The sequence below is a fragment of the Streptomyces sp. 7-21 genome, from assembly GCF_016741785.1.
Lineage (GTDB): Bacteria > Actinomycetota > Actinomycetes > Streptomycetales > Streptomycetaceae > Streptomyces.
The window spans coordinates 216432-238595 of record NZ_JAERRL010000003.1 but is presented as its reverse complement, the minus strand read 5'-3'; the positions used below and the strand labels follow the sequence as shown (position 1 = coordinate 238595).

Here is a 22164-nt window from a genome sequence, read left to right as displayed (position 1 = left end):
GGACACGCTTCGGATTCGGAGGGGTAGCGCTACGTGAACGCCGAGCTGACGAACAAGAGCCGGGAAGCGATCAGTGCGGCCAACGACCGCGCCCTGCGCGAGGGCCACCCGGACATCACCCCGGCGCACCTGCTGCTGGCCCTGCTGGAGGGCCGCGACAACGAGAACGTCCGCGACCTGCTCGCCTCCGTCAACGCCGACCAGGCCGCCCTCCGCTCAGGCGCCGAGCGGCTGCTGGCGAGCCTGCCCAGCGTGCAGGGCGCCTCCGTGGCCCGGCCCCAGCCCAACCGCGAGCTGCTCGCCGTGCTGTCCGACGCCTCCGCGCGCGCCCGCGAGCTGGGCGACGAGTACGTCTCCACCGAACACCTGCTGGTCGGCCTCGCCGCCAAGGGCGGCCAGGCCGGCGAGCTGCTGACGAAGCAGGGCGCGGGCGACCGCAAGCTGCTGGACGCCTTCCAGGCGGCGCGCGGCGGCCAGCGGATCACGACGCCCGACCCCGAGGGCACCTACAAGGCGCTGGAGAAGTTCGGCACGGACTTCACGGCGGCGGCCCGTGAGGGCAAACTCGACCCTGTCATCGGCCGTGACCACGAGATCCGCCGCGTGGTTCAGGTGCTCTCGCGCCGCACCAAGAACAACCCCGTCCTCATCGGCGAGCCCGGCGTCGGCAAGACCGCCGTCGTCGAGGGCCTGGCCCAGCGCATCGTCAAGGGTGACGTGCCCGAGTCGCTGCGGGACAAGCGGCTCGTCGCGCTCGACCTCGGCGCCATGGTGGCCGGCGCCAAGTACCGCGGCGAGTTCGAGGAGCGGCTGAAGGCCGTGCTCGCCGAGATCAAGAGCAGCGACGGCCAGATCATCACGTTCATCGACGAGCTGCACACCGTCGTCGGCGCGGGCGCGGGCGGCGACTCCGCCATGGACGCGGGGAACATGCTCAAGCCCATGCTGGCCCGCGGCGAGCTGCGCATGGTCGGCGCCACGACGCTCGACGAGTACCGCGAGCGGATCGAGAAGGACGCCGCCCTGGAGCGCCGCTTCCAGCAGGTGCTGGTGGCCGAGCCGACGGTCGAGGACACCATCGCCATCCTGCGCGGCCTCAAGGGCCGGTACGAGGCGCACCACAAGGTGCAGATCGCCGACGGCGCCCTGGTGGCGGCCGCCGCGCTCTCCGACCGCTACATCACCTCCCGCTTCCTGCCGGACAAGGCCATCGACCTGGTGGACGAGGCGGCGTCCCGGCTGCGGATGGAGATCGACTCCTCGCCGGTGGAGATCGACGAGCTCCAGCGCTCCGTGGACCGCCTGAAGATGGAGGAGCTGGCGCTGGCGAACGAGTCGGACGCCTCCTCCCAGGAGCGGCTGGCGCGGCTGCGCCGGGAGCTGGCCGACCGCGAGGAGGAGCTGCGGGAGCTGACCGCCCGCTGGGAGAAGGAGAAGCAGGGCCTCAACCGCGTCGGTGAGCTGAAGGAGCGGCTGGACGAGACCAGGGTGCTGGCCGAGCGTGCCCAGCGCGACGGTGACTTCGAGACCGCCTCCAAGCTGCTGTACGCCGAGATCCCCGCGCTGGAGCGGGAGCTGGCCGACGCCTCGGCCGCCGAGGAGGAGGCGTCGAAGAACACGATGGTCAAGGAGGAGGTCGGGCCCGACGACATCGCCGACGTCGTCTCCTCGTGGACCGGCATCCCGGCCGGCCGGCTGCTGGAGGGCGAGACCGAGAAGCTGCTGCGCATGGAGGAGGAGCTGGGCAAGCGGCTGATCGGCCAGGAGGAGGCGGTCCGTGCCGTCTCCGACGCCGTGCGCCGCAGCCGGGCCGGGGTCGCCGACCCGGACCGGCCGACCGGCTCGTTCCTCTTCCTCGGCCCGACCGGTGTGGGCAAGACGGAGCTGGCCAAGGCGCTGGCGGACTTCCTCTTCGATGACGAGCGGGCCATCGTCCGCATCGACATGAGCGAGTACAGCGAGAAGCACTCGGTGGCACGGCTCGTCGGCGCGCCCCCCGGCTACGTGGGGTACGAGGAGGGCGGCCAGCTCACCGAGGCGGTCCGGCGGCGGCCGTACTCGGTGGTGCTGCTGGACGAGGTGGAGAAGGCGCACCCGGAGGTGTTCGACATCCTGCTCCAGGTGCTGGACGACGGGCGCCTCACCGACGGGCAGGGCCGCACCGTCGACTTCCGCAACACGCTGCTGATCCTCACCTCGAACCTCGGCAGCCAGCACCTGATGGACCCGCTGGCCGAGCCGGCCGACCAGCGCGAGGAGGTGCTGGCGGCGGTGCGCGCGGCGTTCCGGCCGGAGTTTCTCAACCGGCTGGACGACATGGTCGTCTTCAGCGCGCTCACCCCCGACGAGCTGGGGCGGATCGCCCGCCTCCAGGTGGACGCGCTCCAGCGGCGGCTGGCCGAGCGGCGGCTCACGCTGGACGTCACCGAGCTGGCGCTCCAGTGGCTCGCCACCGAGGGGAACGACCCGGCGTACGGCGCCCGGCCGCTGCGGCGGCTGGTGCAGACGGCCGTCGGCGACCCGCTCGCGCGCAAGATCCTCGCCGGCGAGGTGCGCGACGGCGACACGGTGCGGGTGGACGCCGCCGTGGACGGCGGGCTGACGCTGACGCCCGTTTCCTGACCGGCCCGCCCCTTTGCTCTGGCTTTTCCCGGTGCCCCGCCGGCACCGGGAAAGCCGGGGACACGGGCGCACGCTTGCCAGGACCCGGCGGTGATGGGGGAGGATTGGCCCGAGCCGCCGCACATGATCCGACGAAGGGACCCAGTTCCGTGTCCATCGACCCGTCCGCGATTCCCAACTTCGGGGGTGTGCCCAGGAAGCCCGAGCAGCCCCAGTCCCCGCAGGGGCAGGCCCAGCCCGCGCAGGACAACGGCACCCCTCAGAACCAGATCAGGGTCCAGGCCAAGAAGCAGGTCCCGGCGATCATCCCCGACCAGAACCTGGTCAAGCAGCTGCTTGACCGCATGAAGCTCAAGTACACGACGGACAAGCACGGCGACCTGGTGGCGCCCTGGCGGAAGTTCCGCACGTACTTCATGTTCCGGGGCGAGGAGAACCAGCGCGTTATCTCCGTGAGGACGTTCTACGACCGCCCCCACACCCTGGACGACAAGCCCAGGCTGCTGGAGACGATCGACGAGTGGAACCGCCGCACCCTGTGGCCCAAGGTGTACACCCACACCAACGATGAAGGCGTCGTCCGCATGATCGGCGAGGTACAGATGCTGATCGGCATGGGCGTCGCCCCCGACCACTTCGTCAACAGCTTCGCCAGCTGGGTGCGGGCGTCGATGGAGTTCGACAAGTGGATCGCCCAGCAGCTCGGCCTCGACCAGGACCAGGCTGAGCCTGGAGACAAGCCCGGAGACGGGACCGGAGACAAGCCCGGAGACGGGACCGCCTCCGCGTAGCGGCCACAGCGCCGCCACAGCGCCGCCACAGCGCCGCACCGCCGGCTCCGGACGCCGTCACCCGGGGCCGGCGGTCGCGTGTGCGCAGGGGCCGTCCGGGCGGACGGCCGCTGACGCGAGACGGCCCCGGGCCACAGCCGTGCCCGGGGCCGCCCCCGCCGCGTGCTCAGGGCAGATCAGGCCGCCACCGACGAGCCCACTTCCGCGAAGTGGCAGGCCACCGGGTGACCCGTTCCCCGGTTCTCCAGCTTCGGCTCCTCGGTCGCGCAGATGTCCTGGGCCTTCCAGCAGCGGGTCCTGAACCGGCAGCCGCTCGGCGGGTCGAGCGGGCTCGGCACGTCCCCGGTCAGCACCGTCCTGCGGCGGCGGCGCTCCTTCTTCGGGTCGGCCAGCGGCGCCGCCGACAGCAGCGCCTGCGTGTACGGGTGCGAGGGCCGCTCGTACACGTCCTCGTGGGTGCCGGTCTCCACGATCTTGCCGAGGTACATCACGGCGATCCGGTCGGAGATGTGCCGCACCACGGACAGGTCGTGGGCGATGAACACGTAGGCCACGCCGAGCCGGTCCTGGATGTCCTCCAGCAGGTTGACGACGCCCGCCTGCACCGACACGTCCAGCGCGGAGACCGGCTCGTCCAGGATGAGCAGCTTCGGGTCGAGCGCCAGCGCGCGGGCGATCCCGATGCGCTGGCGCTGGCCGCCGGAGAACTCGTGCGGGTAGCGGTTGCCGTGCTCAGGGCTCAGGCCCACCAGCTCCAGCAGCTCGGCCACCCGCTGCTTGCCGCCGTTGCGCCAGACGCCCTGCACCTTCAGCGGCTCGGCGATGATGTCGTTCACCGGCAGCCGGGGGTTGAGGGAGGCGTACGGGTCCTGGAAGACCATGCCCATGCGCCGCTGCACCGGCCGCAGCTGGGAGCCCTTCAGCCCGGTGATCTCCTGGCCGTCGAAGACCACGGAGCCCGACGTCGGCTTGATGAGCTGGAGCACGGCCCGCCCGGTTGTGGACTTGCCGCAGCCCGACTCGCCGACGACGCCGAGCGTCTCGCCCGCGCCGACCGTGAACGACACGCCGCTGACGGCCTGCACCTGCGCCACCACGCGCCGGATCAGGCCATTGCCGCGCACCGGGAAGTTGACCACGAGGTCGGACACGCGCAGGAGCTCGCCGCCCTCCCCGCCGTTCTTGCCGTCGTCCTTGGGGCCCTTGGCCAGGCCGGTCTCGGCCGTCATCGCCCCTCCTCGCTCTCGCTGCTGGTCTGGTCTGTGGTCCCGGCGTCCCCGCTGTCGCCGGTTCCGCTGTCCGGCCCGGCCGCCGGCCCCGCCTCGGCGTCGGGCCGGAAGAACTCCGTCGGGTCGTCGGCGGCGGCGAGCCGGTCGCTGTGGTGGCAGGCCGCCAGGTGGACCTGCGTGCCGTCCCCGCCGTCGCCGGATTCCGCGCCGCTGGCCACGGGCGCCAGCGGCGGCTCCGCCGCGGTGCACTCCTCGGTGGCCAGCGGGCAGCGCGGCGAGAACGGGCAGCCCGGCGGCAGGAAGATCAGCGACGGCGGCGTGCCCGCGATGGGACGCAGCCGCTCCTCCCGCTCGCCCTCCAGGGACGGGATCGAGCCCAGCAGGCCCGCCGTGTACGGCATCCGCGGGCCGTAGAACACCTCGTCGGTCTCGCCGACCTCCACCGGCTTGCCCGCGTACATCACCAGGGTGCGGTGGGCCATGCCCGCGATCACGCCGAGGTCGTGCGTGATCATCAGGATCGCCGCGTTGACCTGGTCCTTGACCTCGAGGAGCTTCTCCAGGATCTGCGCCTGGACGGTCACGTCCAGCGCCGTCGTCGGCTCGTCGGCGATGATGACGTCCGGGTCGTTGATGATCGCCATCGCGATCATCACGCGCTGCCGCATGCCGCCGGAGAACTCGTGCGGGTAGGCCCGCAGCCGCTTGTCCGCCTGCGGGATGCCGACCAGGTCGAGCATCTCGCGCGCCCGCTTCATCGCCTGCTTGCGCGGCACCAGGTGGTGCGCCAGGACCGCCTCGGCGAGCTGGTCGCCGATGGTGCGGACCGGGTTGAGCGACGTCATCGGGTCCTGGAAGATCATCGCGATGTTCCGGCCGCGCAGCGCCCGCCGCTCCTTGGGGCGCATCGCCAGCAGGTCCGTGCCCCGGTAGCGGATGCTGCCGGTGACGCGGGCCGACTTGGGCAGCAGGCCCATGACCGCCATGGACGACACCGACTTGCCGGAGCCGGACTCGCCGACGATGCCCAGGACCTCGCGGGCGCGCAGCCGGTAGCTGACGCCGCGCACGGCCTTGACCACGCCGTCGTCGGTGGGGAACTCGACCGTCAGGTTCTCGACGGAGAGGATCTCCTCGTCGGTCGGCGGCAGCGAGTCGGCCAGCGTCCGCGCGGCGTGCACCTCTTCCGCGGCACTGGAAACGGTGCCCTGCTTGGCGAGGGCCACCTCGCCGCCTGCGGTGTTGGGGGGAGGAGTGATCGACATCAGTCACGCACCCGGGTCTGTCGGGGGTCAAAGGCGTCGCGCAGGCCGTCGCCGATGAAGTTCACCGACAGGGCGATGGCGATGATGAACGCGCCGGGCCAGTAGAACAGCCAGGGCCGGACGGTCAGCGCGGTCTGGTAGTCCGTGATCAGGCGTCCCAGCGACGTGTCGGGCGGCTGGACGCCGAGCCCGACGTAGGACAGGGCCGTCTCCGTCAGCACCGCGGAGGCGATGGCCAGCGTCACCGAGACGATGATGATGCCGATGGTGTTCGGCAGGATGTGTTTGGCGATGATCCGGTACGCCGGGGTGCCGACGGACCTGGCCGCCTCCACGTACTCCTTCTCGCGGAGCGAGAGCACCTGCCCGCGCACCAGGCGCGCCGTCTGCGTCCACAGCGCCAGCCCCAGGAACACGGCGAAGGCGACGATGCCCTTGCCCGCGACGATCACGCCGATGAGCCCGGCGAGCAGCAGCGTCGGCACGGCGATGACGATGTCCGTCAGCCGCATCAGCACGGACTCGGTCCAGCCGCGGAAGTAGCCCGCGGCGGCGCCGACGATGGTGCCGACGAGGGTGGCGCACACGCCGACGATCACGGCGATCGTCAGCGACGCCTGGGCGCCCCGCATGGTCAGGGCGAAGTAGTCACGGCCCGAGTTGTCCTGGCCGAACGGGTGCTCGCCGAGGTGCACGCCGCCGCCGCCGAGGAACTCCGGTACGACGGACAGGGTGGGGCGGCCCTCGTTGGTGACCGTGCCGATGGTGTTGGGGTCCTTGTCCCACCAGCCGGGTATGGGGCCGTAGCCGATGGACGTCACCGTCAGCAGCACCACGAAACCGAAGAGGATCATGCCCGCCAGCGCGCCCTTGTGCCGGAAGAAGCGGCGCAGGACCAGCTGGCCCTGGGTGCGGGCAACGACGTTCAGGCCCTCGGCCGCGTCGCTGGTGGCGCCGCTCCCGGCCTTCCCAGGCCGCTTGCCGTCCGGCTGTCCGGGCGCGGCGGCTGTCTGCGCTTCGCGCGTCATGTCGGTCTCCTTCTACGACAGCCGGATACGGGGGTCGAGGAACGCGTAGGCGATGTCGGCGATCATGTTGAACAGCACGATCGAACCGCCGGCGACCAGGAAGAACGCCATGATCGGCATGGGGTCGCCCTGCTGGATGCCTTCCAGCAGCAGCGTGCCCATGGCGCGCCAGCCGAAGGCCGTCTCGGTGACGACGGCGCCGCCCAGGATGGTTCCGATGTCGTAGGCGCCGAGCGTGGTCACCGGGATCAGGCCGTTCCGCAGGACGTGGCGCGTGATGACCGTGCGCTCGGGCAGGCCCTTGGCGCGCGCGGTCCGCACGTAGTCCTGGTTCATGACCTCCAGCATGCTGGCCCGGGTGTAGCGGGAGTACTGGGCCATCGACAGCAGCACCAGCGCCAGCGTGGGCAGCGCCAGGTGGCCGAACGAGTCGAGGCCGCTGAGCCAGAAGTTGTCCCCGTGCGGGTAGTTGGGGGTTTCGGCGCCGATGGTGGAGATCGGCCGCCCGGCGACGGTCGCGCTGTAGTCGTCGAACGAGCTGAGCATCCGGTCGGTGAAGATCAGCCCGCCGGTGAACAGGCCCGTCAGCATGGCGGCGGGGATCGCGGAGCGCCGGTGCAGCTCGCCGCCGAGCACCCAGCCGACGCCGAAGCAGACCGCGGCGGTGAGGACGGCGAGGCCGAAGATCGTCAGCAGCGTCGGGTTGTCGAGGACCGGCCCGGTCGCGAAGTAGGCGGCGATGCCGAGCCCGGCGGCGGCGAGCGCGGCCTGGAACGGCGGATGCCAGCCGAGTCCGCTGATGAGGGCGGTGAACCCGGCGGCGGCCCCGACGGCGGTCACCGCGATGACGGCCAGGCCGAGGCTGGGGCTGGCGAACCACTCGGTGGCGGACAGGAACGCGAAGACCGCTCCGGAGAAGAGCGCCGTTCCGGCGAAGACGGTCAGGCGGGTGGTGCGGCTGCCGACCACGAGGCCGCCGCCGATGAGCCCGCTGACCAGGGCTATGCCGACCAGGAACGGCACGGATATGTGCGGGTCGGCCAGCCAGTCGTTGAAGTCCAGGGCGAGGAAAGACTTCAGCAGCGTGGCGATCCAGAACGACGGGAGCGAGAAGCAGACGAAGGCCAGGAAGGTCACGCCCTGGTCCAGCGCGCTGTACTGGCGCAGGGCGGAGATCACGCCGATGGTGATGCCGAAGACGATCGCCAGGACGGTGGCGCCGGTGACGAGCTGGAGGGTGGCGGTGAACGCGCTCTCCAGCATGGAGTTCACGCTCAGCCCTTGGCGGTTCTCGCCGAGGTCACCGGTCAGGGCGTCACCCAGCCAGTAGAAGTAACGGGCGATCACCGGCTCGTCGAGTCTCATGCGTTCGGTGATGTCGGCCATCACGGCCTCCCGCGTCCCGTCCGGGAGCTGCCTGGCATCGGCCAGGGGGTCGCGGACGTTGGTCGCGAGGAAGAAGATCACGACCGTGGAGACGAGGAAGACCCATATCGAGACGAAGAGCCGCCGCACGATGAAGACGAGCATTGGGCTGACTCCTGAGAAGGGTTGGTGAGTGCGTGTGCGGGCGGTCGGACGGGACGTACGGGACAGCGGGGCCGGGGAAAGCGTTTCCCCGGCCCCGCGTGTCATTGTCCGGAGGGGCGTGCGGCCCGGTCGCACCGGGGGGCGGACCGGGCCGTCACCGGGCCGGGATCAGGCCTTTGACCACTCCGGCATGTTCCAGACGACGCCGGTCTGGCTCGGGTCGGGCACGACGTTCTCGACCTGGCTGGACCAGGCGGTGATGCCCGGGTGCTGGAACAGCGGGATGGTGACCATGTCCTCCCAGAGGATGCGCTCGATGTCGGCGACGATCCGGTGCGTCTCCTCGGGCTCGGTGGTCAGCATGACCTCCTCGAGGAGCTCGTCCACCTCCGGGTTGCTGTAGCAGCCGTTGTTGTTGCCCTTGCCCGCCGCGGAGCACTCGTCCACGGTGGCGTACGTCGACAGCCAGCCGGAGACCAGCGAGGAGCCGATCCAGGCGTACATCGCCACGTCGAAGGTGCCCTGGGACAGGCCGCCGGACGTGTCGAAGAAGTCGGCGTCGGAGGAGAACTCGACGTTGAACCCGGCCTCGTCGCAGGCGGCCTTGATCATCTGGCCGGTGTCGTTGCGGCGCTGGATGTCCAGGGTCTGGAGGCGGACGGTGGTGCCGACGGCGTCCTCCTGCTCCAGGATCTCGCGGGCGCGCTCGATGTCCTGCGTGCCGTACTCGGTCGCCTGCTCGGCCACGGCCTCCTCGGCGATGTCGTAGCCCGGGTCCCACGGCGCGACGTTGCGGACGTTCTTGACCTCGGCGTCCGGGACCACCGGGCGGATCAGGTTCTCGACGATCTGCTCACGCGGCACGCACAGCGAGAACGCCCGGCGCAGCTCGAGGTTGTCCGCGAAGACGCCCTCGTCGAAGTTGAAGTCGAGGTGCTCGTAGGTGTACTGGTCGCCCACCTCGTACTCGATGTTGCCGGCCTGCGCGGCCTGCTCGATCTGGCTGACCAGGTCGACGGTCGGCTGCGGGTGGATGACGTCGACCTCGCCGTTCTGCAGGGCCTGGACCTGGCCCTCCTCCGGGATCGTGCGGATCACGATCGTGTCGGCGGCACCCGGCGTGCCCCAGTAGTTCTCGTTACGGGTCAGCGTGACCGACTGGCCCTCGACGAAGTCGGAGAGCATGTACGGGCCGGCCGACGGGATGAGCGACGGGTCGGGCAGGCTGCCCTCGATCACCCAGCCCTCGTTGAAGAACTGCGCGGCCTCCTCCAGGGCGTCGCGGTCCTGCTCCTGGAGCGCGGTCAGGAACTCCTCGGTGCTCAGGCCGCCCTGCTCGGCCACGACGTGGGCCGGCATGAACGACTCGTTGCCGTGGCTGGGGCCGTTGGCGGCCCAGTCGGCGAACGGCTGGTCGTAGACGAGGGTGAACGACTTGTCGCCGGGCTGGCAGTCGGGCATCTCGGTGTTCTCGATGCCCTCGGTGCCGATGGCGGAGAACAGGCCGTCCATGGCGCCGCTCTGGGCGGTCCACCACAGCAGCACGTCGTCGCAGTCGATCGGCTCGCCGTCCGACCAGGCCGCCTCCTCGTTGATGTGGTACTCAACGGTGAGCGGGTCGTCGGAGGTCTTCTCGTAGGTGCCGAACTCCTCGTTGGGGGTCAGGGCGCCGTCGCCGCCCCCGAAGTACCAGAACCCCGTGATCACCCAGTTCATCACGGTGCTGTTCATCGAGGAGTTCGCGGCCGCTGTGGTGTTGTTGTAGCTCTGGAAGGGCTGTGCTTCCGCAAGCGTGATGACGGAGCCGCCGGCAGCGTTGCCGCCGTCGTCTCCGCCGTCGTCATCCCCGCCGCCACACGCGGAGAGCACCAAGGCCCCTCCGAGCGTGGCCGCGAGGATCTTCGACGTTGTGCCGAATCGGGTCATCTTCGGGCCTTCCGCGGTAAGTGACTTCTGGTGTGAAGTTGCGCAGAGCTTCCTCACAGAATCTGGCGCGAACAAGTGTGCATGGGTGACCGTTGTGCAGCCGAGATGTGAACCAGTCCGAGCTGTGATCGGAATACCGCCTCAAACGGGGACAAACTCGGCAGAAATCGGCACGGTACGCGCGTAAACCGTGCACACCTGTTCGTAATGCGGGCAAGCTGGCGGAGAACACCAGACCTACCCCGTCCCCGACACGATGGAAACTTGGTGAGATTGGGTAAAATCGCTGTGGGAGCGGCATGTTCCGTGATTCGGTGATCCCGTGTCCGGGTCCGGCGCCCTGGACGTCATCCAGAGCGGCAACGGCCCGGCGGCCGACCGGCCTTGAGGGGCTTCCCGGCCCCGAGGGGCGGGTCCGCACCGTACCCCACTGCGTGCATGCGGGAGCCGACCCATGCTCACCACGATCCAAACCTCGTTCACTGACACCCGAGCCAACGACCTGGCGTGGGCGCTGGACCGGGAGCCCTTGCCCTCCCTGGCCACCCTCGACCTCGAACTGAGGGGCGGGCGTATCCAGCTGCGGGTGCTCGGCGCCTCCCACCAGGTATTCGTCGACCGGTCGGAGGGTACCTGCTCCGAAACCGTCGCGTGCATGCCGGGTAGCAGCACCCCGCTCCCGCTGGGGGTCTCCAAGCGCCTGGGCAACCTCGCGTACGAGTTCGCCGCGCGCGTGGAGAGTTTGAGCGCCGGCTCGTTCGCGGGGCGGGCGCAGGAGCTGCTGGCGCTCGTCGCCGAGCATCCCCACGGCCTCGCGGGCGTGTTCCCCGGTGATCCCCACGCGTTCACCGCCCTTCTCGCTCAGTGCGGTGACGGACAGATCCAATGGCGCACGTGGCATGCCTACCCCCAGGAGCGGCGTCTGGTCGCCACCCGCACGCGCATCAGCCCTGAGCCGCACGGGACTTGACGTACACCGCCGCCGAATCCCACTCCTGTGGGTGACAGGATGAACGCGCAGAGTAACGTAACGTGCACAGCATGATCGAGACGTACCCGCCCAAGGCCGAGCGGCCGCCCGCCGCCGACCTGCCCGTCCCCGCGGCGGCGGCGCGGTTCCTGGTCCTGCTGGCCGTCTTCGTCTGCGCCGCCTGCGGCCTGATCTACGAGCTGGAACTCATCGCGCTGGCCGACTACCTCCTGGGCGACACCGTCACGCAGACGTCGGTCGTGCTGTCGCTGATGGTGTTCGCCATGGGCATCGGGTCGCTGGCCGCGAAGCGGCTCAAGGGCCCCGCCTCGGCCTGCTTCGGCGTCATCGAGATCCTGCTCGCCCTGGTAGGCGGGACGCTGGCGATATCCCTCTACCTGTGCTTCGCGCTCTTCGGCGAGGCCCGGCCGGTGCTCATCGGCCTCGCGCTGACGATCGGCGTGCTGATCGGCGCCGAGATGCCGCTGCTGATGACGCTGATCCAGCGGATCCGCCAGCAGGACCCCGGCCGCGCCGTCGCCGACCTGTCCGCGGCGGACTACGTCGGCGCGCTCCTCGGCGGCCTGGCGTTCCCCTTCCTCCTGCTGCCGATGCTCGGTGAGGTGGCGGCCGCGCTGCTGACCGGCGTGATCAACGTGCTGGCCGGCGGCATCATCGTGCTGTGGCTGTTCCGCGGCGACCACCCGCCGCGCGTCCGCCGCCGCCTCGCGCTGACGAACGCCGCCGCCGTGCTCACGCTCCTCGCCTCGTCCCTGCTGGTCGCGCCGCTGGAAGGGGCGGCTGACCGGATGCTGGCCGAGCAGCTGGAAGCACCACCGGGCACGCACGAAGGACTGAGGAATGAGTGACCCGCGCCGGGGCGGTGGGTAGGCTCCGCGCCATGGAGCACGAGGTCTATGTCCCATTTGCCGTGACCGCCGTGCGGAGCGCCTTCGCCGACCCCGCGCGTCTCGCCCGCTGCGTGCCGGGGCTCCGGCTCGGCGAGGGCGAGCGGGAGCCGGGCGCCGACGGCCGGCTGCGGGTGCGGGTGGGCCCGTCCACCATCACCTACCGTGGGACGCTCTCCCTCGTCGAACGCGGTGAGGGCTTCGCCGTCACCGGCGAGGGCACCCAGTCGCGGGGCAGCGGCACCGTCAGCCTCCGGCTCACCATCGTGCCCAGGCCCGTGCCGGACGGCTCGGGCACCACGCTGGCGTTCACCGGCACCGTCGAAGCCTCGGGCCGCCTCGCCGCGTTCGAGCCCCGGCAGCGGGAGGCGGCGGCGCGGCGCCTGCTCGACCGCTTCGCCGCGGCGCTCGCCGAGGATCTGGAGCGGGCGTCCGGTGGGCAGCCCATGCCCCCGGCGCAGCCGCCGGCCGCCGGGGGCATCGGCGCGCCCGACGACAACGAGCGGGCGATCCCCGGCATCCCCGCGCCGGAGACCGCGCCCGAGGCAGTGCCGGAGACCGTGACCGGAACAGGGCCCGAGACAGTGCCCGACACAGTGCCCGACACAGTGCCCGACACAGCGCCTGCCGCGGACGCCGACCCGCTCGCGGAGGAGGTGGCCGAGGCGTACGCCAGCGAGCGGCCGGTCGAGCCGGAGGCGGACTTCGCCCGGCGCACCATGATCGGCCGCAGCGCCGAGGAGGTGGACCACGCGCCGCCCCGCGGCCGGTACGCCCCCGAGCCGCCGCCCGGCCGCACGCCCGCCCAGGCGGCCACGCTGCGGTGGGCCGCCCCGGTCGCCGCCCTCGCCGCCGCGACGGCCGTGCTGGTCACCCGCCGCCTCCTCCGCCGCCACCGCTGACCCGGGGCCCCGCCAGCCGGACCGCCGTGGCGGGGGCGACACCGGATCGTTATCGTGCGACCGTGACGACGAACGACGACATACGCCTGGCCGCCGGCAGGGCCGAGGCCACGCTCAGCCCTGGCCGCGGCGGCCGCATGACCTCCCTGCGCGTCGACGGCCTGGAGCTGCTCCGCCAGGGCGACCGGTTCGGCTCCTTCATCATGGCCCCCTGGTGCGGACGCACCCGGGAGGGCCGGTTCCGCAACGGCGCCACCGCCCACCAGCTGCCCCGGAACGCCGGCCCCCACGCCATCCACGGCACGGTCCGCGACCGCGCCTGGCGCGCCGTCACCGCCGGCCCCGCCTCGGCGACTCTGGACTGCCCGCTCGGCGATCCCTGGCCGTACGACGGCCTGGTCACCCAGACCGCCGAGCTCGCGGGCGGCCAGGACGGGCACGACGGCAGCCTGACCCTCACCCTCGCCGTGGAGACCAGCGGCGACTCGTTCCCGGCGCAGGCGGGCTGGCACCCGTGGTTCAACCGGGTGCTGACCCCCGGCGGCGCGGCGGCCGAGCTGGCCTTCGAGGCCGCCTGGCAGGAGCAGCGCGGCGAGGACCACCTGCCGACCGGCCGCCGGATCGCCCCCACTCCGGGGCCGTGGGATGACTGCTTCGGCATGCCCGACGGCGTGCGTGTCACCGTGACCTGGCCCGGCGAGCTGGAGCTGACGGTGACCAGCCGCGCCGAGTGGGTCGTGATCTACGACGAGGTGCCCGAGGCGGTGTGCGTCGAGCCGCAGTCGGGCCCGCCGAACGGCCTGAACACCCATCCGCGGCTCGTCACCCCCATCCAGCCCCTGGAGATCGCCACCACCTGGACGTGGCGGCGGCTGGCCAGCGCATAGGGTCACAGGCATGAGCGATGTGACCGAGGCGCGCGACCGCCTGCTGCGCCAGATCAAGGAGAAGGCCGTCGTCCACGGCCGCGTCGTGCTCTCCTCCGGAGCCGAGTCCGACTACTACATCGACGTGCGCCGCGTGACGCTCGACGGCGAGGCCGCGCCGCTCGTCGGCCAGGTGATGCTGGACCTGACGGCCGACCTGGACTACGAGGCCGTCGGCGGCCTCACGCTGGGCGCCGACCCGGTGGCCACCGCGATGCTGCACGCGGCGGCGGCGCGCGGCCGGGCGCTGGACGCGTTCGTCGTCCGCAAGTCGGCCAAGACACACGGCCTCCAGCGCCGCATCGAGGGGCCGGACATCGCCGGCCGCCGGGTGCTGATCGTCGAGGACACCTCCACGACCGGCGGCTCGGCGCTGACGGCGGTCGAGGCGGCCCGGGAGGCGGGCGCCGAGGTCGTGGGCGTCGCGGTGATCGTCGAGCGCGGCGCCGCCGCCGCGATCGCCGGGGCCGGGCTGCCGTACCGCCAGGCGTTCGAAACCTCGGATCTCGGTCTGGGAGGATAGGGCGCGACAACGACGTCCCCCCCAGTTACGTGGGCCCTCGCACGCGGGGCCCTGCTGCCCCACACGGCACACTCACGAGGACACTCACGAGGAGCGGACAGATGCCCATCGCGACCCCCGAGGTCTACAACGAGATGCTCGACCGGGCCAAGGCTGGCAAGTTCGCCTACCCGGCCATCAACGTCACCTCGACGCAGACCCTGCACGCGGCGCTGCGCGGCTTCGCCGAGGCGGAGAGCGACGGCATCGTCCAGATCTCCACGGGCGGCGCCGAGTTCCTGGGCGGGCAGTACAACAAGGACATGGTGAGCGGCGCGCGGGCGCTGGCGGAGTTCGCGCACATCGTGGCCGAGAAGTACCCGGTGAACATCGCGCTGCACACCGACCACTGCCCCAAGGACAAGCTCGACGGCTACGTCCGCCCGCTGCTGGCCCTCTCCGCGGAGCGCGTCAAGCGCGGTGAGAACCCGCTGTTCCAGTCCCACATGTGGGACGGCTCCGCCGAGACGCTCCAGGACAACCTGGCGATCGCCGAGGAGCTGCTGGCCCAGGCCGCCGCCGCGAAGATCGTGCTCGAGGTCGAGATCACCCCGACCGGCGGCGAGGAGGACGGCATCAGCCACGAGATCAACGACGAGCTGTACACGACCGTCGAGGACGCGCTGCGCACCGCCGAGGCGCTGGGCCTGGGGGAGAAGGGCCGCTACCTGCTGGCCGCGTCCTTCGGCAACGTCCACGGCGTCTACAAGCCGGGCAATGTGGTGCTGCGCCCGGAGCTGCTGCGCGAGCTGCAGGACGGTGTGGGTGCCAAGTTCGGCAAGCGGGACCCGTTCGACTTCGTCTTCCACGGCGGCTCCGGCTCCACCAAGCAGGAGATCGCGACCGCGCTGGACAACGGCGTCGTGAAGATGAACCTGGACACCGACACCCAGTACGCCTTCACGCGGCCCATCGCCGGGCACATGTTCGCCAACTACGACGGCGTGCTGAAGGTCGACGGCGAGGTCGGCAACAAGAAGACGTACGACCCGCGCAGCTGGGGCAAGCTCGCCGAGGCGGGCATGGCCAAGCGCGTCACCCAGGCGTGCGCCGACCTGCGCTCCGCCGGGACCCGGCTGTCCTGAGGTCCGCGCGGTCCTTTGGCTGTCGCCGCCGCCAGGCAGACTGGACACATGATCATGCACGAGAACCTGCTCGGGGGCCCGCCCCCGGTGCACCTGCCCGACGACCCCGAGCCCCGCGCCCTGCTGGCCGCGGGCAAGGATCCGGCCGAGGTGGCCGCCCGGCACCCGGCGTCCTCGCTGGCGTGGGCGCAGCTCGCCGACGACGCCTTCGCCGAGGGCCGGACCATCGAGTCCTACGCCTTCGCCCGCACCGGGTACCACCGCGGGCTGGACGCGCTGCGGCGCAACGGCTGGAAGGGCCACGGCCCCATCCCCTTCGAGCACGAGCCGAACCGCGGCTTCCTGCGGGCGCTGCACGCCCTGGCCAGGGCGGCGCGGGCCATCGGCGAGGAGGCGGAGTACGAGCGCTGCACCCAGTTCCTGCGTGACAGCTCGCCGACGGCCGCGGAGACGCTGAAGTAGGTCAGCGTTCCGTGGCGCGGGCCAGGGTGGCGTAGGCGACGATGTTCGAGTCGTAGCCGCCGTCTTTCGTCCAGGTGCCGCCGCAGGTGATCAGGCGCAGCTGGGGCGTGACGACGGGGCCGTAGACGCGCTGGTCGGGGAAGTCGTCCTTGGGGTACTGCTCGACGGAGTCGACGCGGAAGACGGCGGTGGTGCCGTCGGCGCGGTCGATCTCGACGGTCTGGCCGGGCCGGAGCGTGCCGAGCCCGGCGAAGGCGGCGGGGCCGTCGTAGGTGTCCAGGTGGCCGACGAGTATGGCGGCGCCGCGCTCTCCGGGCGCGGCGCCGCCCTCGTACCAGGCGGCGCGCAGCGCGTCGTCGGCCGCGGGGGTGGGCGGGCCGCCGTCGGGGGCCAGGCCGGCGCCGTAGACCTCGGCGTCGGTGCCGAGGGAGGGTATGCGGACCCGCAGCGGGTCGGACCGGGGCAGGGGCGGGGCATCCGTGGCGGGGCGTGCGCCCCCGGATATGTGGCTGCCCGGGGCGTCCACGGCGTCGGGGCGGGAGACGCCCTCGGCGATGCTGACGGCGCGCGGCTCGCGGGAGCCGGCGGCGTCCGTGCCCAGGTACACCCCGGCGATGCCGAGGCCCAGCGCCGTGACCACGGCCGCCGTCTCCAGGCGCCGGGCGCGCACCTCGTGGCGCCGCTGCCGGTGGCGGGGGGCGCCGGCGTCGGGGCGGAGCGGGCGCGCCATCTCAGTACCGGCTTCCGGTCAGGCGGCGCCACCGCGCCGCGGGCCGGCGGGACAGCAGGGCGTAGGCGACGGCCCCGCTGATGGCGATGCCGCCGCCGATGGCCAGGGCCGTGGCCCGGGCGCCGCCGTCCTCGGCGCCGCCGCCGAAGCCGGCGGAGACGCCGCCGTGCGGCATCCCGGCCGTGAAGGTGAAGGACGTGCTCAGCGTGACGCCGTCGTCGCAGCGGACGGCGACGGGGTAGCTGCGGCCGATGACGAGCCCGTCGGGCTTGACGGCGGCGGTCCCGGTCCACGTGCCGTCGCCGGCCTGTTCCAGGCCGACGCTGTCCTGGAACGCCTCGGAGGTGGCGTGGCCGTCCGGCCGGCAGGTGGTCGTGACGGTCACGGCGGTCTCCGCGCTCCCGGCGCCCGGGGAGACGGTCAGCGGTGCCGTGTCGCCGCCGGCGGCCGAAGCCGGGGCCGCGGCGAGTGCCGTGAGGGCGGACAGGCAGAGTGCCAGCGTGGCGGTCGCCGCTCCCGCGGCCGTCGCGCGGGCCGGGCGGCGGCGCGGTGACTTCGGGGACTTCATGGCGGTGGATGACCTCCGGATCGTGGCGGCACGCGCGCGGTGGTGCGTGGCGGTCGCCACCCATGCCAGCAGCGCGTGACCGTGTCCGCACCCGGAGTGGGTCCCGGCGGGTGGCCCGCTGCTCCCTTGGGGGCAACGGGCCCGGCGTGTCAGGGCGTGTGCAGGTCGCGGCGGCGGAATCCGGCCAGGCCCGCGCAGCACAGCGCGGCCGCCAGCGCCGTCATGACCAGCAGCGGCGTCCACGTCAGGCCGGCGGCGGGCACCCGCGGCACGTGCCCGAGGGGGGAGAGCCAGGCCAGCGGGTCCGGCATGTCGATGAGTTCGCCCAGGTAGACGGTGACGAAGGCATAGGCCGGGAGCAGCCAGGCGGCGGCCGACAGCCGGGGCAGCCAGCCGAAGAGCAGCAGCGTGAGGCCGGAGATGACCCACAGCGCGGGCGCGTAGGCGAGTGAGGCGCTGGTCAGCCGCCACAGCAGGCCGGTGTCCAGGCCCGGGTCCGGGCCGGTACCGCCGGCGGTGAGCGCGCCCGCGACGCCGAAGCCGAAGCCGCCGAGGAGCATCACGGCGGTGCCGCCCGCCAGCGCCACGGCCAGGTGGCTGCCCGCCCACCGGGCGCGGGACAGCGCGGTGGCCAGCACCGGCTCGGCGCGGCGCGCGGTTTCCTCGGCGCGGGCCCGCAGCACCGCCAGCACCGACAGGCAGGCGGCGACGATGGCCAGCATGCTCATGATCGCGGAGGCGAACGACTCGGCGACGCCGCCGCCCAGGTCCTCGATGGTGCGGCGCAGCCGTTCGTTGTCCGCGATCATCTCCTCGGCCTCGCCCAGCACGGAGCCGTACATCAGGCCGAAGACCAGCATCCCGGCGGCGAACCCGGCCAGCACGCCGCGCTGGAGCCGCAGCGCGAAGCCCAGGGGACGGGTCAGCGCGCCGCTGGCGGTGGTCCGGCCGCGGCGCGGCGGCCGCAGTCCGGCGCCGACGTCGCGCCGGTCGCTGAGCGCGTAGGCGGCGGCCATGGTGGCGGCGGCGAGCGCCGCGCACAGCAGCAGCGGCCACCAGCGGTCCGCCACGTAGGCGTAGGTGCGCTGGATCCAGCCGGTGGGGGTCAGCCACGACAGCGCCGCCGTGGCGGCCGTGCCGCCCGCGTCGCCCGCGGCGCGCAGCACGTAGGACAGGCCGATGGCGGCGGACGCCAGCCCTGTCGCGCCGCGCGCGAACGGCGTGAGCTGCGCGGCGACGGCGGCGACGCCCGCGAAGACGAGGCCGGCCGCGGCGTGGCCCGCCCCGTACAGCAGGGAGCCTGAGAACGTCAGGCCCGCCGGCCCCAGCGCGGGCAGGCTCAGCCACAGCAGCACGCCCAGCAGCAGGCTGGCGGCGGCGGCCAGCACCAGTGCGGCGGTCAGCTGGGCGTGGCGGCCGACGACGGAGGAGCGCAGCAGCTCCGCCCGGCCCTTCTCCTCCTCCGCCCGGGTGTGGCGGACCACGGTCAGCGCGCTCATCAGGCCGGCGAAGACGGTGACGAAGCCGAGGAGCTGGTGCGCGGTCATGGCGCCGTAGGTGTAGTCGGCGAGGTAGCCGCGGGGGCCGGAGACGGCGAGCATGGCCGGGCTGTCCAGGGTGGCGGCCAGCTGGGCGCGGTCGGCGGCCGTGGGGTAGGTGCCCGCGAAGCTCGCCACCGACGCCACAGTCAGCAGCCACAGGGCGGCGATCCAGGCAGGCAGGCGGATCCGGTCCCGGCGCAGCGCGAAGCGCAGCAGGGTGCCGGTGCCGGTGAACGCAGGGCTCACCGCGGGCTCCCCTCGCCGGTGCCGGCCGCGAGGTCGTCGCCGTAGTGCCGCAGCATCAGCTCCTCCAGCGTCGGCGGGTGGCTGACGAGGCTGCGGACGCCGAGGCCGCTGAGCGCGCGGAGGGCGGCGTCGAGGTGGGCGCCGTCGACGCTGAAGCGGACGGTGGTGCCCGTCGCGGTGAGGTCGTGCACGCCCGGCAGCTGGTCCAGCCCGGCGGCGGGCCGGCTGGTCTCGGCCTCGATGGTGGTGCGGGTCAGGTGCCGCAGCTGCTGGAGGGTGCCGGACTGCACGGTGCGGCCGAGGCGGACGATGCTGACGCGGTCGCACAGCTTCTCCACCTGGGCCAGGATGTGGCTGGAGAGCAGCACGGTCCTGCCCTCGGCCCGGGCCTCGTTGATGACGTCCTGGAAGACCGCTTCCATCAGCGGGTCGAGCCCGGAGGTGGGCTCGTCGAGCAGCAGCAGCTCGGCGCGGGAGGCCAGGGCGGCGACGAGGGCGACCTTCTGGCGGTTGCCCTTGGAGTAGGTGCGGCCTTTCTTGCCCGGGTCCAGGGCGAAGCGCTGGATCAGCTCGTCGCGCCGGGCGGTGTCAAGGCCGCCGCGCAGCCGGGCGAGCAGGTCGATGGCCTCGCCGCCGGTGAGGCTGGGCCACAGCTCGACGTCGCCGGGGACGTAGGCCAGGCGCCGGTGCAGGGTGACGGCGTCGGCCCAGGGGTCGCCGCCGAGCACGCTGACGTGGCCGGCGTCCGGGCGCAGCAGGCCGAGCAGTACGCGGATGGTCGTGGACTTGCCGGCGCCGTTGGGGCCGAGGAAGCCGTGGACCTCGCCGGTGCGGACGGTCAGGTCGAGCCCGTTCAGGGCGCGGGTAGCGCCGAAGGTCTTCACCAGGCCGGAGACGGTGATGGCGTCGGTGCGTGCCTGCGTCATGAGGCGACCGTACTCTTCGTTCACAAATTTGTGAAGGTACATAACTGCCGAAGGTGGGAGGATGAGCCACGTGACCGAGCAGCACCACGACTCGTCCCGCCCGGGTCAGGAGTACGGCCCCGAGACCGCCGCCTTCGTGGAGCGGTTCGCCTCCGACATGACCGAGGCCGGCATGCAGCGCATGGCGGCCCGCGTCTTCGCCTGCCTGATGACCGCCCCCGGCGCCGTGCTGTCGGCGGCGGAACTCGCCGAGCGGCTGCGCGTCTCGCCCGCCGCCGTCTCCGGCGCCGTGCGGTACCTGTCCCAGATCCACCTGGTGAGCCGGGAACGCCAGCCGGGCTCCCGCCGCGAGCTGTACCGGCTGCACCCGGACGTCTGGTACGAGGCGTTTCTCAGCCGGGGGCCGCTGCTGTCCCGGTGGCGCGCCACGCTGCTGGCGGGCGCCGGCACCGCGCCGCCGGACTCGGACGTGCGGCAGCGGCTGCTGGACACGGCCGCCTTCATGGACTTCCTGGCGGACGAGCTGGACGGCCTGCTGGAGCGCTGGCGCCGCCGCCGGGCGGCGGAGGCGAGCGGCCCCTAACTGAAGACGATCATGGCGCCCTGCGCCAGGCTCCGCGTGGCGGCGGCGTGAAGGCCCAGCCATACGTGCCGCTCCCGCATGAACGGCCCCTCTTCTCCCGCCACGGCCAGCGGCTCGTCCAGCCGCGTCGGCCGCTGCGGCGCCGCCGGCGCGGGCGGCGGGTTCCGCGGGTCGATGCCGAGCACCGGGGCCACCGCCTGGAGCTCCCGCAGCAGACCGTGGCTGGAACCCAGCGGCCCGCCGCTCTCCATCAGGGCGTCATTGACCACCGGATGGGGGAAGTCCACCGGCACATACGCCCCGGCGTGGTCGAAGTGCCACACCAGATGCGCCTGCTGCGCGGCCGCCTCGAACATCTCCAGCAGCTGCTGGTAGTCCCCGTCCAGCCGCTCGGCCGGGGTGACCGGCAGCCCGCTGAGGTGCAGCAGGTAGGCCCGGCGCAGCAGATGGAGGTCGGCGTAGTTGAAGCCCGCGACCGGCGCCACCCGCCCCGACGTGCCCGGCACGTACGACGTCACCGGCACCGGCGGCAGGCCCGCCTCGGCGAGCGCCTGGTCGTAGCAGGCCAGTTCTTCGGAGAAGGGGTTGTCCGGGCGCTGGCAGAGGACGTCGACGAGCGGGACCAGCCACAGGTCACAGGCCACGAAGGGACTCTCTCTCGCGCGGAAGGCCGGGGCTCCTCCAGGGTAGGGTCAGCGGTCCTCAGCCGCGAGATCGAAGGCGAGGGCGAGCTGGTGCGCGCGGTGGTCGCGCAGCAGCCGGGCGGCCTGCCTGACGTCGTTGTGCTCGACGGCGTCCGTCAGCTCCAGGTGCCCGGCCCACAGCCGTCCGGCGATGGCGTCGGCCCGGGCCAGGCGCTTGAGGTGCGGCACGCAGAACGCCCACGAGCGCACCCGCAGCCGGTCGAGGAACTCCCCGAGGTAGGGGTTGCCGACCAGGGCATCCAGCTCGCGCCAGAACCGCAGGTCGTAGGCGATCAGCACGTCAAGGTCCCCGGCGAGGGCGGCTTGCCGGGCGGCGGAGGCGCGGCGGCGGATGGAGGTGTACGCCTCGGGGCCCGCGCCGCGCAGCGTCAGGGCGGGGTGGTGGAGCGCGCCCTCCACCACGATGGTCTGCGCCTCGATCATGTCCTGGAAGTCGGTGAGCGAGTACTCCCTGATCCGGAAACCGCGGTGCTGTTCGACCTCCAGCAGCCCCTGCGCCGAGAGGTCAACGAGGGCCTCCCGCACGGGCGTTGCGGAAACGCCGTACTGTTCGGCTATCTCCCGCACCGTGAACTCCCCACCCGGAGCGAGCCGCCCGGCCAGGATTTCCTCACGGAGCGCGTCCGCGAGCTGCTCGCGCAGGGTGGTCCGCTGAATCAC

At 72.5% G+C, this 22164-nt stretch carries 20 protein-coding genes and 1 pseudogene; 10 read left to right on the top strand and 11 right to left on the bottom strand.

The annotated features are described in order from the left end of the window. Positions 1–33: 33 nt before the first annotated feature. Entirely contained in the window at positions 34–2622 is a 2589-nt protein-coding gene (gene clpB, locus JK356_RS04925; protein ID WP_201866283.1) for an ATP-dependent chaperone ClpB, read from the top strand. Between the two features lie 149 nt (positions 2623–2771). Continuing rightward, the gene (locus JK356_RS04920) at positions 2772–3413 is read left to right on the top strand and encodes a YbjN domain-containing protein (protein WP_201866282.1); all 642 of its coding nucleotides are present in this window, start codon (positions 2772–2774) and stop codon (positions 3411–3413) included. A gap of 176 nt (positions 3414–3589) precedes the next feature. Here the strand turns inward: JK356_RS04920 and JK356_RS04915 are convergent, their stop codons facing one another. The 5 genes from JK356_RS04915 to JK356_RS04895 all read right to left on the bottom strand — a co-directional run bounded on the left by JK356_RS04915 (position 3590) and on the right by JK356_RS04895 (position 10391). Then, entirely contained in the window at positions 3590–4642 is a 1053-nt protein-coding gene (locus tag JK356_RS04915) for an ABC transporter ATP-binding protein (protein ID WP_201866281.1), read from the bottom strand. Beyond that, positions 4639–5907 carry an ABC transporter ATP-binding protein gene (locus JK356_RS04910; RefSeq protein WP_201866280.1) on the bottom strand — a complete coding sequence of 423 codons (1269 nt, stop codon included), beginning with the start codon at positions 5905–5907 and terminating at the stop codon, positions 4639–4641. Before JK356_RS04910 ends, JK356_RS04915 begins: the two co-directional genes overlap by 4 nt. Further along, complete coding sequence (locus JK356_RS04905) at positions 5907–6935, bottom strand: ABC transporter permease (protein ID WP_201866279.1); 1029 nt, start codon at positions 6933–6935, stop codon at positions 5907–5909. Before JK356_RS04905 ends, JK356_RS04910 begins: the two co-directional genes overlap by 1 nt. A gap of 12 nt (positions 6936–6947) precedes the next feature. Continuing rightward, positions 6948–8465, bottom strand: coding sequence for an ABC transporter permease (locus JK356_RS04900; RefSeq protein WP_201866278.1), 1518 nt, complete (start codon positions 8463–8465; stop codon positions 6948–6950). 168 nt (positions 8466–8633) lie between these two features. Continuing rightward, a complete protein-coding gene (locus tag JK356_RS04895) occupies positions 8634–10391 on the bottom strand; it encodes an ABC transporter family substrate-binding protein (protein WP_201866277.1) in 1758 nt (585 codons plus the stop codon). Positions 10392–10845: 454 nt separating this feature from the next. Between JK356_RS04895 and JK356_RS04890 the strand changes: the two genes are divergently transcribed. The 7 genes and pseudogenes from JK356_RS04890 to JK356_RS04860 all read left to right on the top strand — a co-directional run bounded on the left by JK356_RS04890 (position 10846) and on the right by JK356_RS04860 (position 16206). Next, positions 10846–11361 carry a DUF2617 family protein gene (locus tag JK356_RS04890; protein WP_201866276.1) on the top strand — a complete coding sequence of 172 codons (516 nt, stop codon included), beginning with the start codon at positions 10846–10848 and terminating at the stop codon, positions 11359–11361. A gap of 71 nt (positions 11362–11432) precedes the next feature. Beyond that, a pseudogene (locus tag JK356_RS04885) lies at positions 11433–12164 on the top strand (spermidine synthase); the annotation flags it as partial. A gap of 98 nt (positions 12165–12262) precedes the next feature. After that, entirely contained in the window at positions 12263–13171 is a 909-nt protein-coding gene (locus JK356_RS04880; protein ID WP_201866274.1) for an SRPBCC family protein, read from the top strand. 62 nt (positions 13172–13233) lie between these two features. After that, entirely contained in the window at positions 13234–14058 is an 825-nt protein-coding gene (locus tag JK356_RS04875; protein ID WP_201866273.1) for an aldose 1-epimerase, read from the top strand. A gap of 10 nt (positions 14059–14068) precedes the next feature. Continuing rightward, a complete protein-coding gene (pyrE, locus tag JK356_RS04870) occupies positions 14069–14620 on the top strand; it encodes an orotate phosphoribosyltransferase (RefSeq protein ID WP_201866272.1) in 552 nt (183 codons plus the stop codon). A 101-nt stretch (positions 14621–14721) separates the two neighbouring features. After that, the gene (gene fbaA, locus JK356_RS04865) at positions 14722–15744 is read left to right on the top strand and encodes a class II fructose-bisphosphate aldolase (RefSeq protein WP_201866271.1); all 1023 of its coding nucleotides are present in this window, start codon (positions 14722–14724) and stop codon (positions 15742–15744) included. 48 nt (positions 15745–15792) lie between these two features. Next, entirely contained in the window at positions 15793–16206 is a 414-nt protein-coding gene (locus JK356_RS04860; RefSeq protein WP_201866270.1) for a DUF3151 domain-containing protein, read from the top strand. 1 nt (position 16207) lies between these two features. Here JK356_RS04860 and JK356_RS04855 read toward each other — a convergent pair whose 3' ends face one another. The 4 genes from JK356_RS04855 to JK356_RS04840 all read right to left on the bottom strand — a co-directional run bounded on the left by JK356_RS04855 (position 16208) and on the right by JK356_RS04840 (position 20217). Then, on the bottom strand, positions 16208–16936 hold the full coding sequence (locus JK356_RS04855) for a class F sortase (RefSeq protein WP_201866269.1): 729 nt from the start codon (positions 16934–16936) through the stop codon (positions 16208–16210). A 1-nt stretch (position 16937) separates the two neighbouring features. Then, positions 16938–17504 carry a hypothetical protein gene (locus JK356_RS04850; RefSeq protein WP_201866268.1) on the bottom strand — a complete coding sequence of 189 codons (567 nt, stop codon included), beginning with the start codon at positions 17502–17504 and terminating at the stop codon, positions 16938–16940. A gap of 149 nt (positions 17505–17653) precedes the next feature. After that, positions 17654–19291, bottom strand: coding sequence for an ABC transporter permease (locus tag JK356_RS04845; protein WP_201866267.1), 1638 nt, complete (start codon positions 19289–19291; stop codon positions 17654–17656). Next, positions 19288–20217 (bottom strand): ABC transporter ATP-binding protein, encoded by a 930-nt coding sequence (locus JK356_RS04840; protein WP_201866266.1) that lies wholly within the window; start codon positions 20215–20217, stop codon positions 19288–19290. The genes JK356_RS04845 and JK356_RS04840 overlap by 4 nt, the downstream gene beginning before the upstream one ends. Positions 20218–20278: 61 nt before the next feature. On the opposite strand from JK356_RS04840, the gene JK356_RS04835 reads away from it, so the two are divergent. Beyond that, positions 20279–20800: a GbsR/MarR family transcriptional regulator gene (locus JK356_RS04835; protein WP_201866265.1), complete on the top strand. Its 522-nt coding sequence runs from the start codon at positions 20279–20281 to the stop codon at positions 20798–20800. Here JK356_RS04835 and JK356_RS04830 read toward each other — a convergent pair. Together JK356_RS04830 and JK356_RS04825 are read right to left on the bottom strand one after the other, a co-directional pair. Then, positions 20797–21444, bottom strand: a complete 648-nt coding sequence (locus JK356_RS04830) for a hypothetical protein (protein ID WP_201866264.1) — start codon at positions 21442–21444, stop codon at positions 20797–20799. The genes JK356_RS04835 and JK356_RS04830 overlap by 4 nt on opposite strands. A 48-nt stretch (positions 21445–21492) precedes the next feature. After that, on the bottom strand, positions 21493–22164 hold the full coding sequence (locus tag JK356_RS04825) for a GntR family transcriptional regulator (RefSeq protein ID WP_201866263.1): 672 nt from the start codon (positions 22162–22164) through the stop codon (positions 21493–21495).

What these genes read in the sequence shown, in the direction of transcription:
- fbaA (WP_201866271.1), top strand. Translation starts at nt 14,722, where the DNA reads ATGCCCATCGCGACCCCCGAGGTCTACAACGAGATGCTCGACCGGGCC.
- JK356_RS04895 (WP_201866277.1), bottom strand. Translation starts at nt 10,391, where the DNA reads ATGACCCGATTCGGCACAACGTCGAAGATCCTCGCGGCCACGCTCGGA.
- JK356_RS04890 (WP_201866276.1), top strand. Translation starts at nt 10,846, where the DNA reads ATGCTCACCACGATCCAAACCTCGTTCACTGACACCCGAGCCAACGAC.
- JK356_RS04835 (WP_201866265.1), top strand. Translation starts at nt 20,279, where the DNA reads ATGAGCCACGTGACCGAGCAGCACCACGACTCGTCCCGCCCGGGTCAG.
- JK356_RS04850 (WP_201866268.1), bottom strand. Translation starts at nt 17,504, where the DNA reads ATGAAGTCCCCGAAGTCACCGCGCCGCCGCCCGGCCCGCGCGACGGCC.
- JK356_RS04900 (WP_201866278.1), bottom strand. Translation starts at nt 8,465, where the DNA reads ATGCTCGTCTTCATCGTGCGGCGGCTCTTCGTCTCGATATGGGTCTTC.
- JK356_RS04910 (WP_201866280.1), bottom strand. Translation starts at nt 5,907, where the DNA reads ATGTCGATCACTCCTCCCCCCAACACCGCAGGCGGCGAGGTGGCCCTC.
- JK356_RS04840 (WP_201866266.1), bottom strand. Translation starts at nt 20,217, where the DNA reads ATGACGCAGGCACGCACCGACGCCATCACCGTCTCCGGCCTGGTGAAG.
- JK356_RS04855 (WP_201866269.1), bottom strand. Translation starts at nt 16,936, where the DNA reads ATGGCGCGCCCGCTCCGCCCCGACGCCGGCGCCCCCCGCCACCGGCAG.
- JK356_RS04860 (WP_201866270.1), top strand. Translation starts at nt 15,793, where the DNA reads ATGATCATGCACGAGAACCTGCTCGGGGGCCCGCCCCCGGTGCACCTG.
- JK356_RS04915 (WP_201866281.1), bottom strand. Translation starts at nt 4,642, where the DNA reads ATGACGGCCGAGACCGGCCTGGCCAAGGGCCCCAAGGACGACGGCAAG.
- pyrE (WP_201866272.1), top strand. Translation starts at nt 14,069, where the DNA reads ATGAGCGATGTGACCGAGGCGCGCGACCGCCTGCTGCGCCAGATCAAG.
- JK356_RS04880 (WP_201866274.1), top strand. Translation starts at nt 12,263, where the DNA reads ATGGAGCACGAGGTCTATGTCCCATTTGCCGTGACCGCCGTGCGGAGC.
- JK356_RS04905 (WP_201866279.1), bottom strand. Translation starts at nt 6,935, where the DNA reads ATGACGCGCGAAGCGCAGACAGCCGCCGCGCCCGGACAGCCGGACGGC.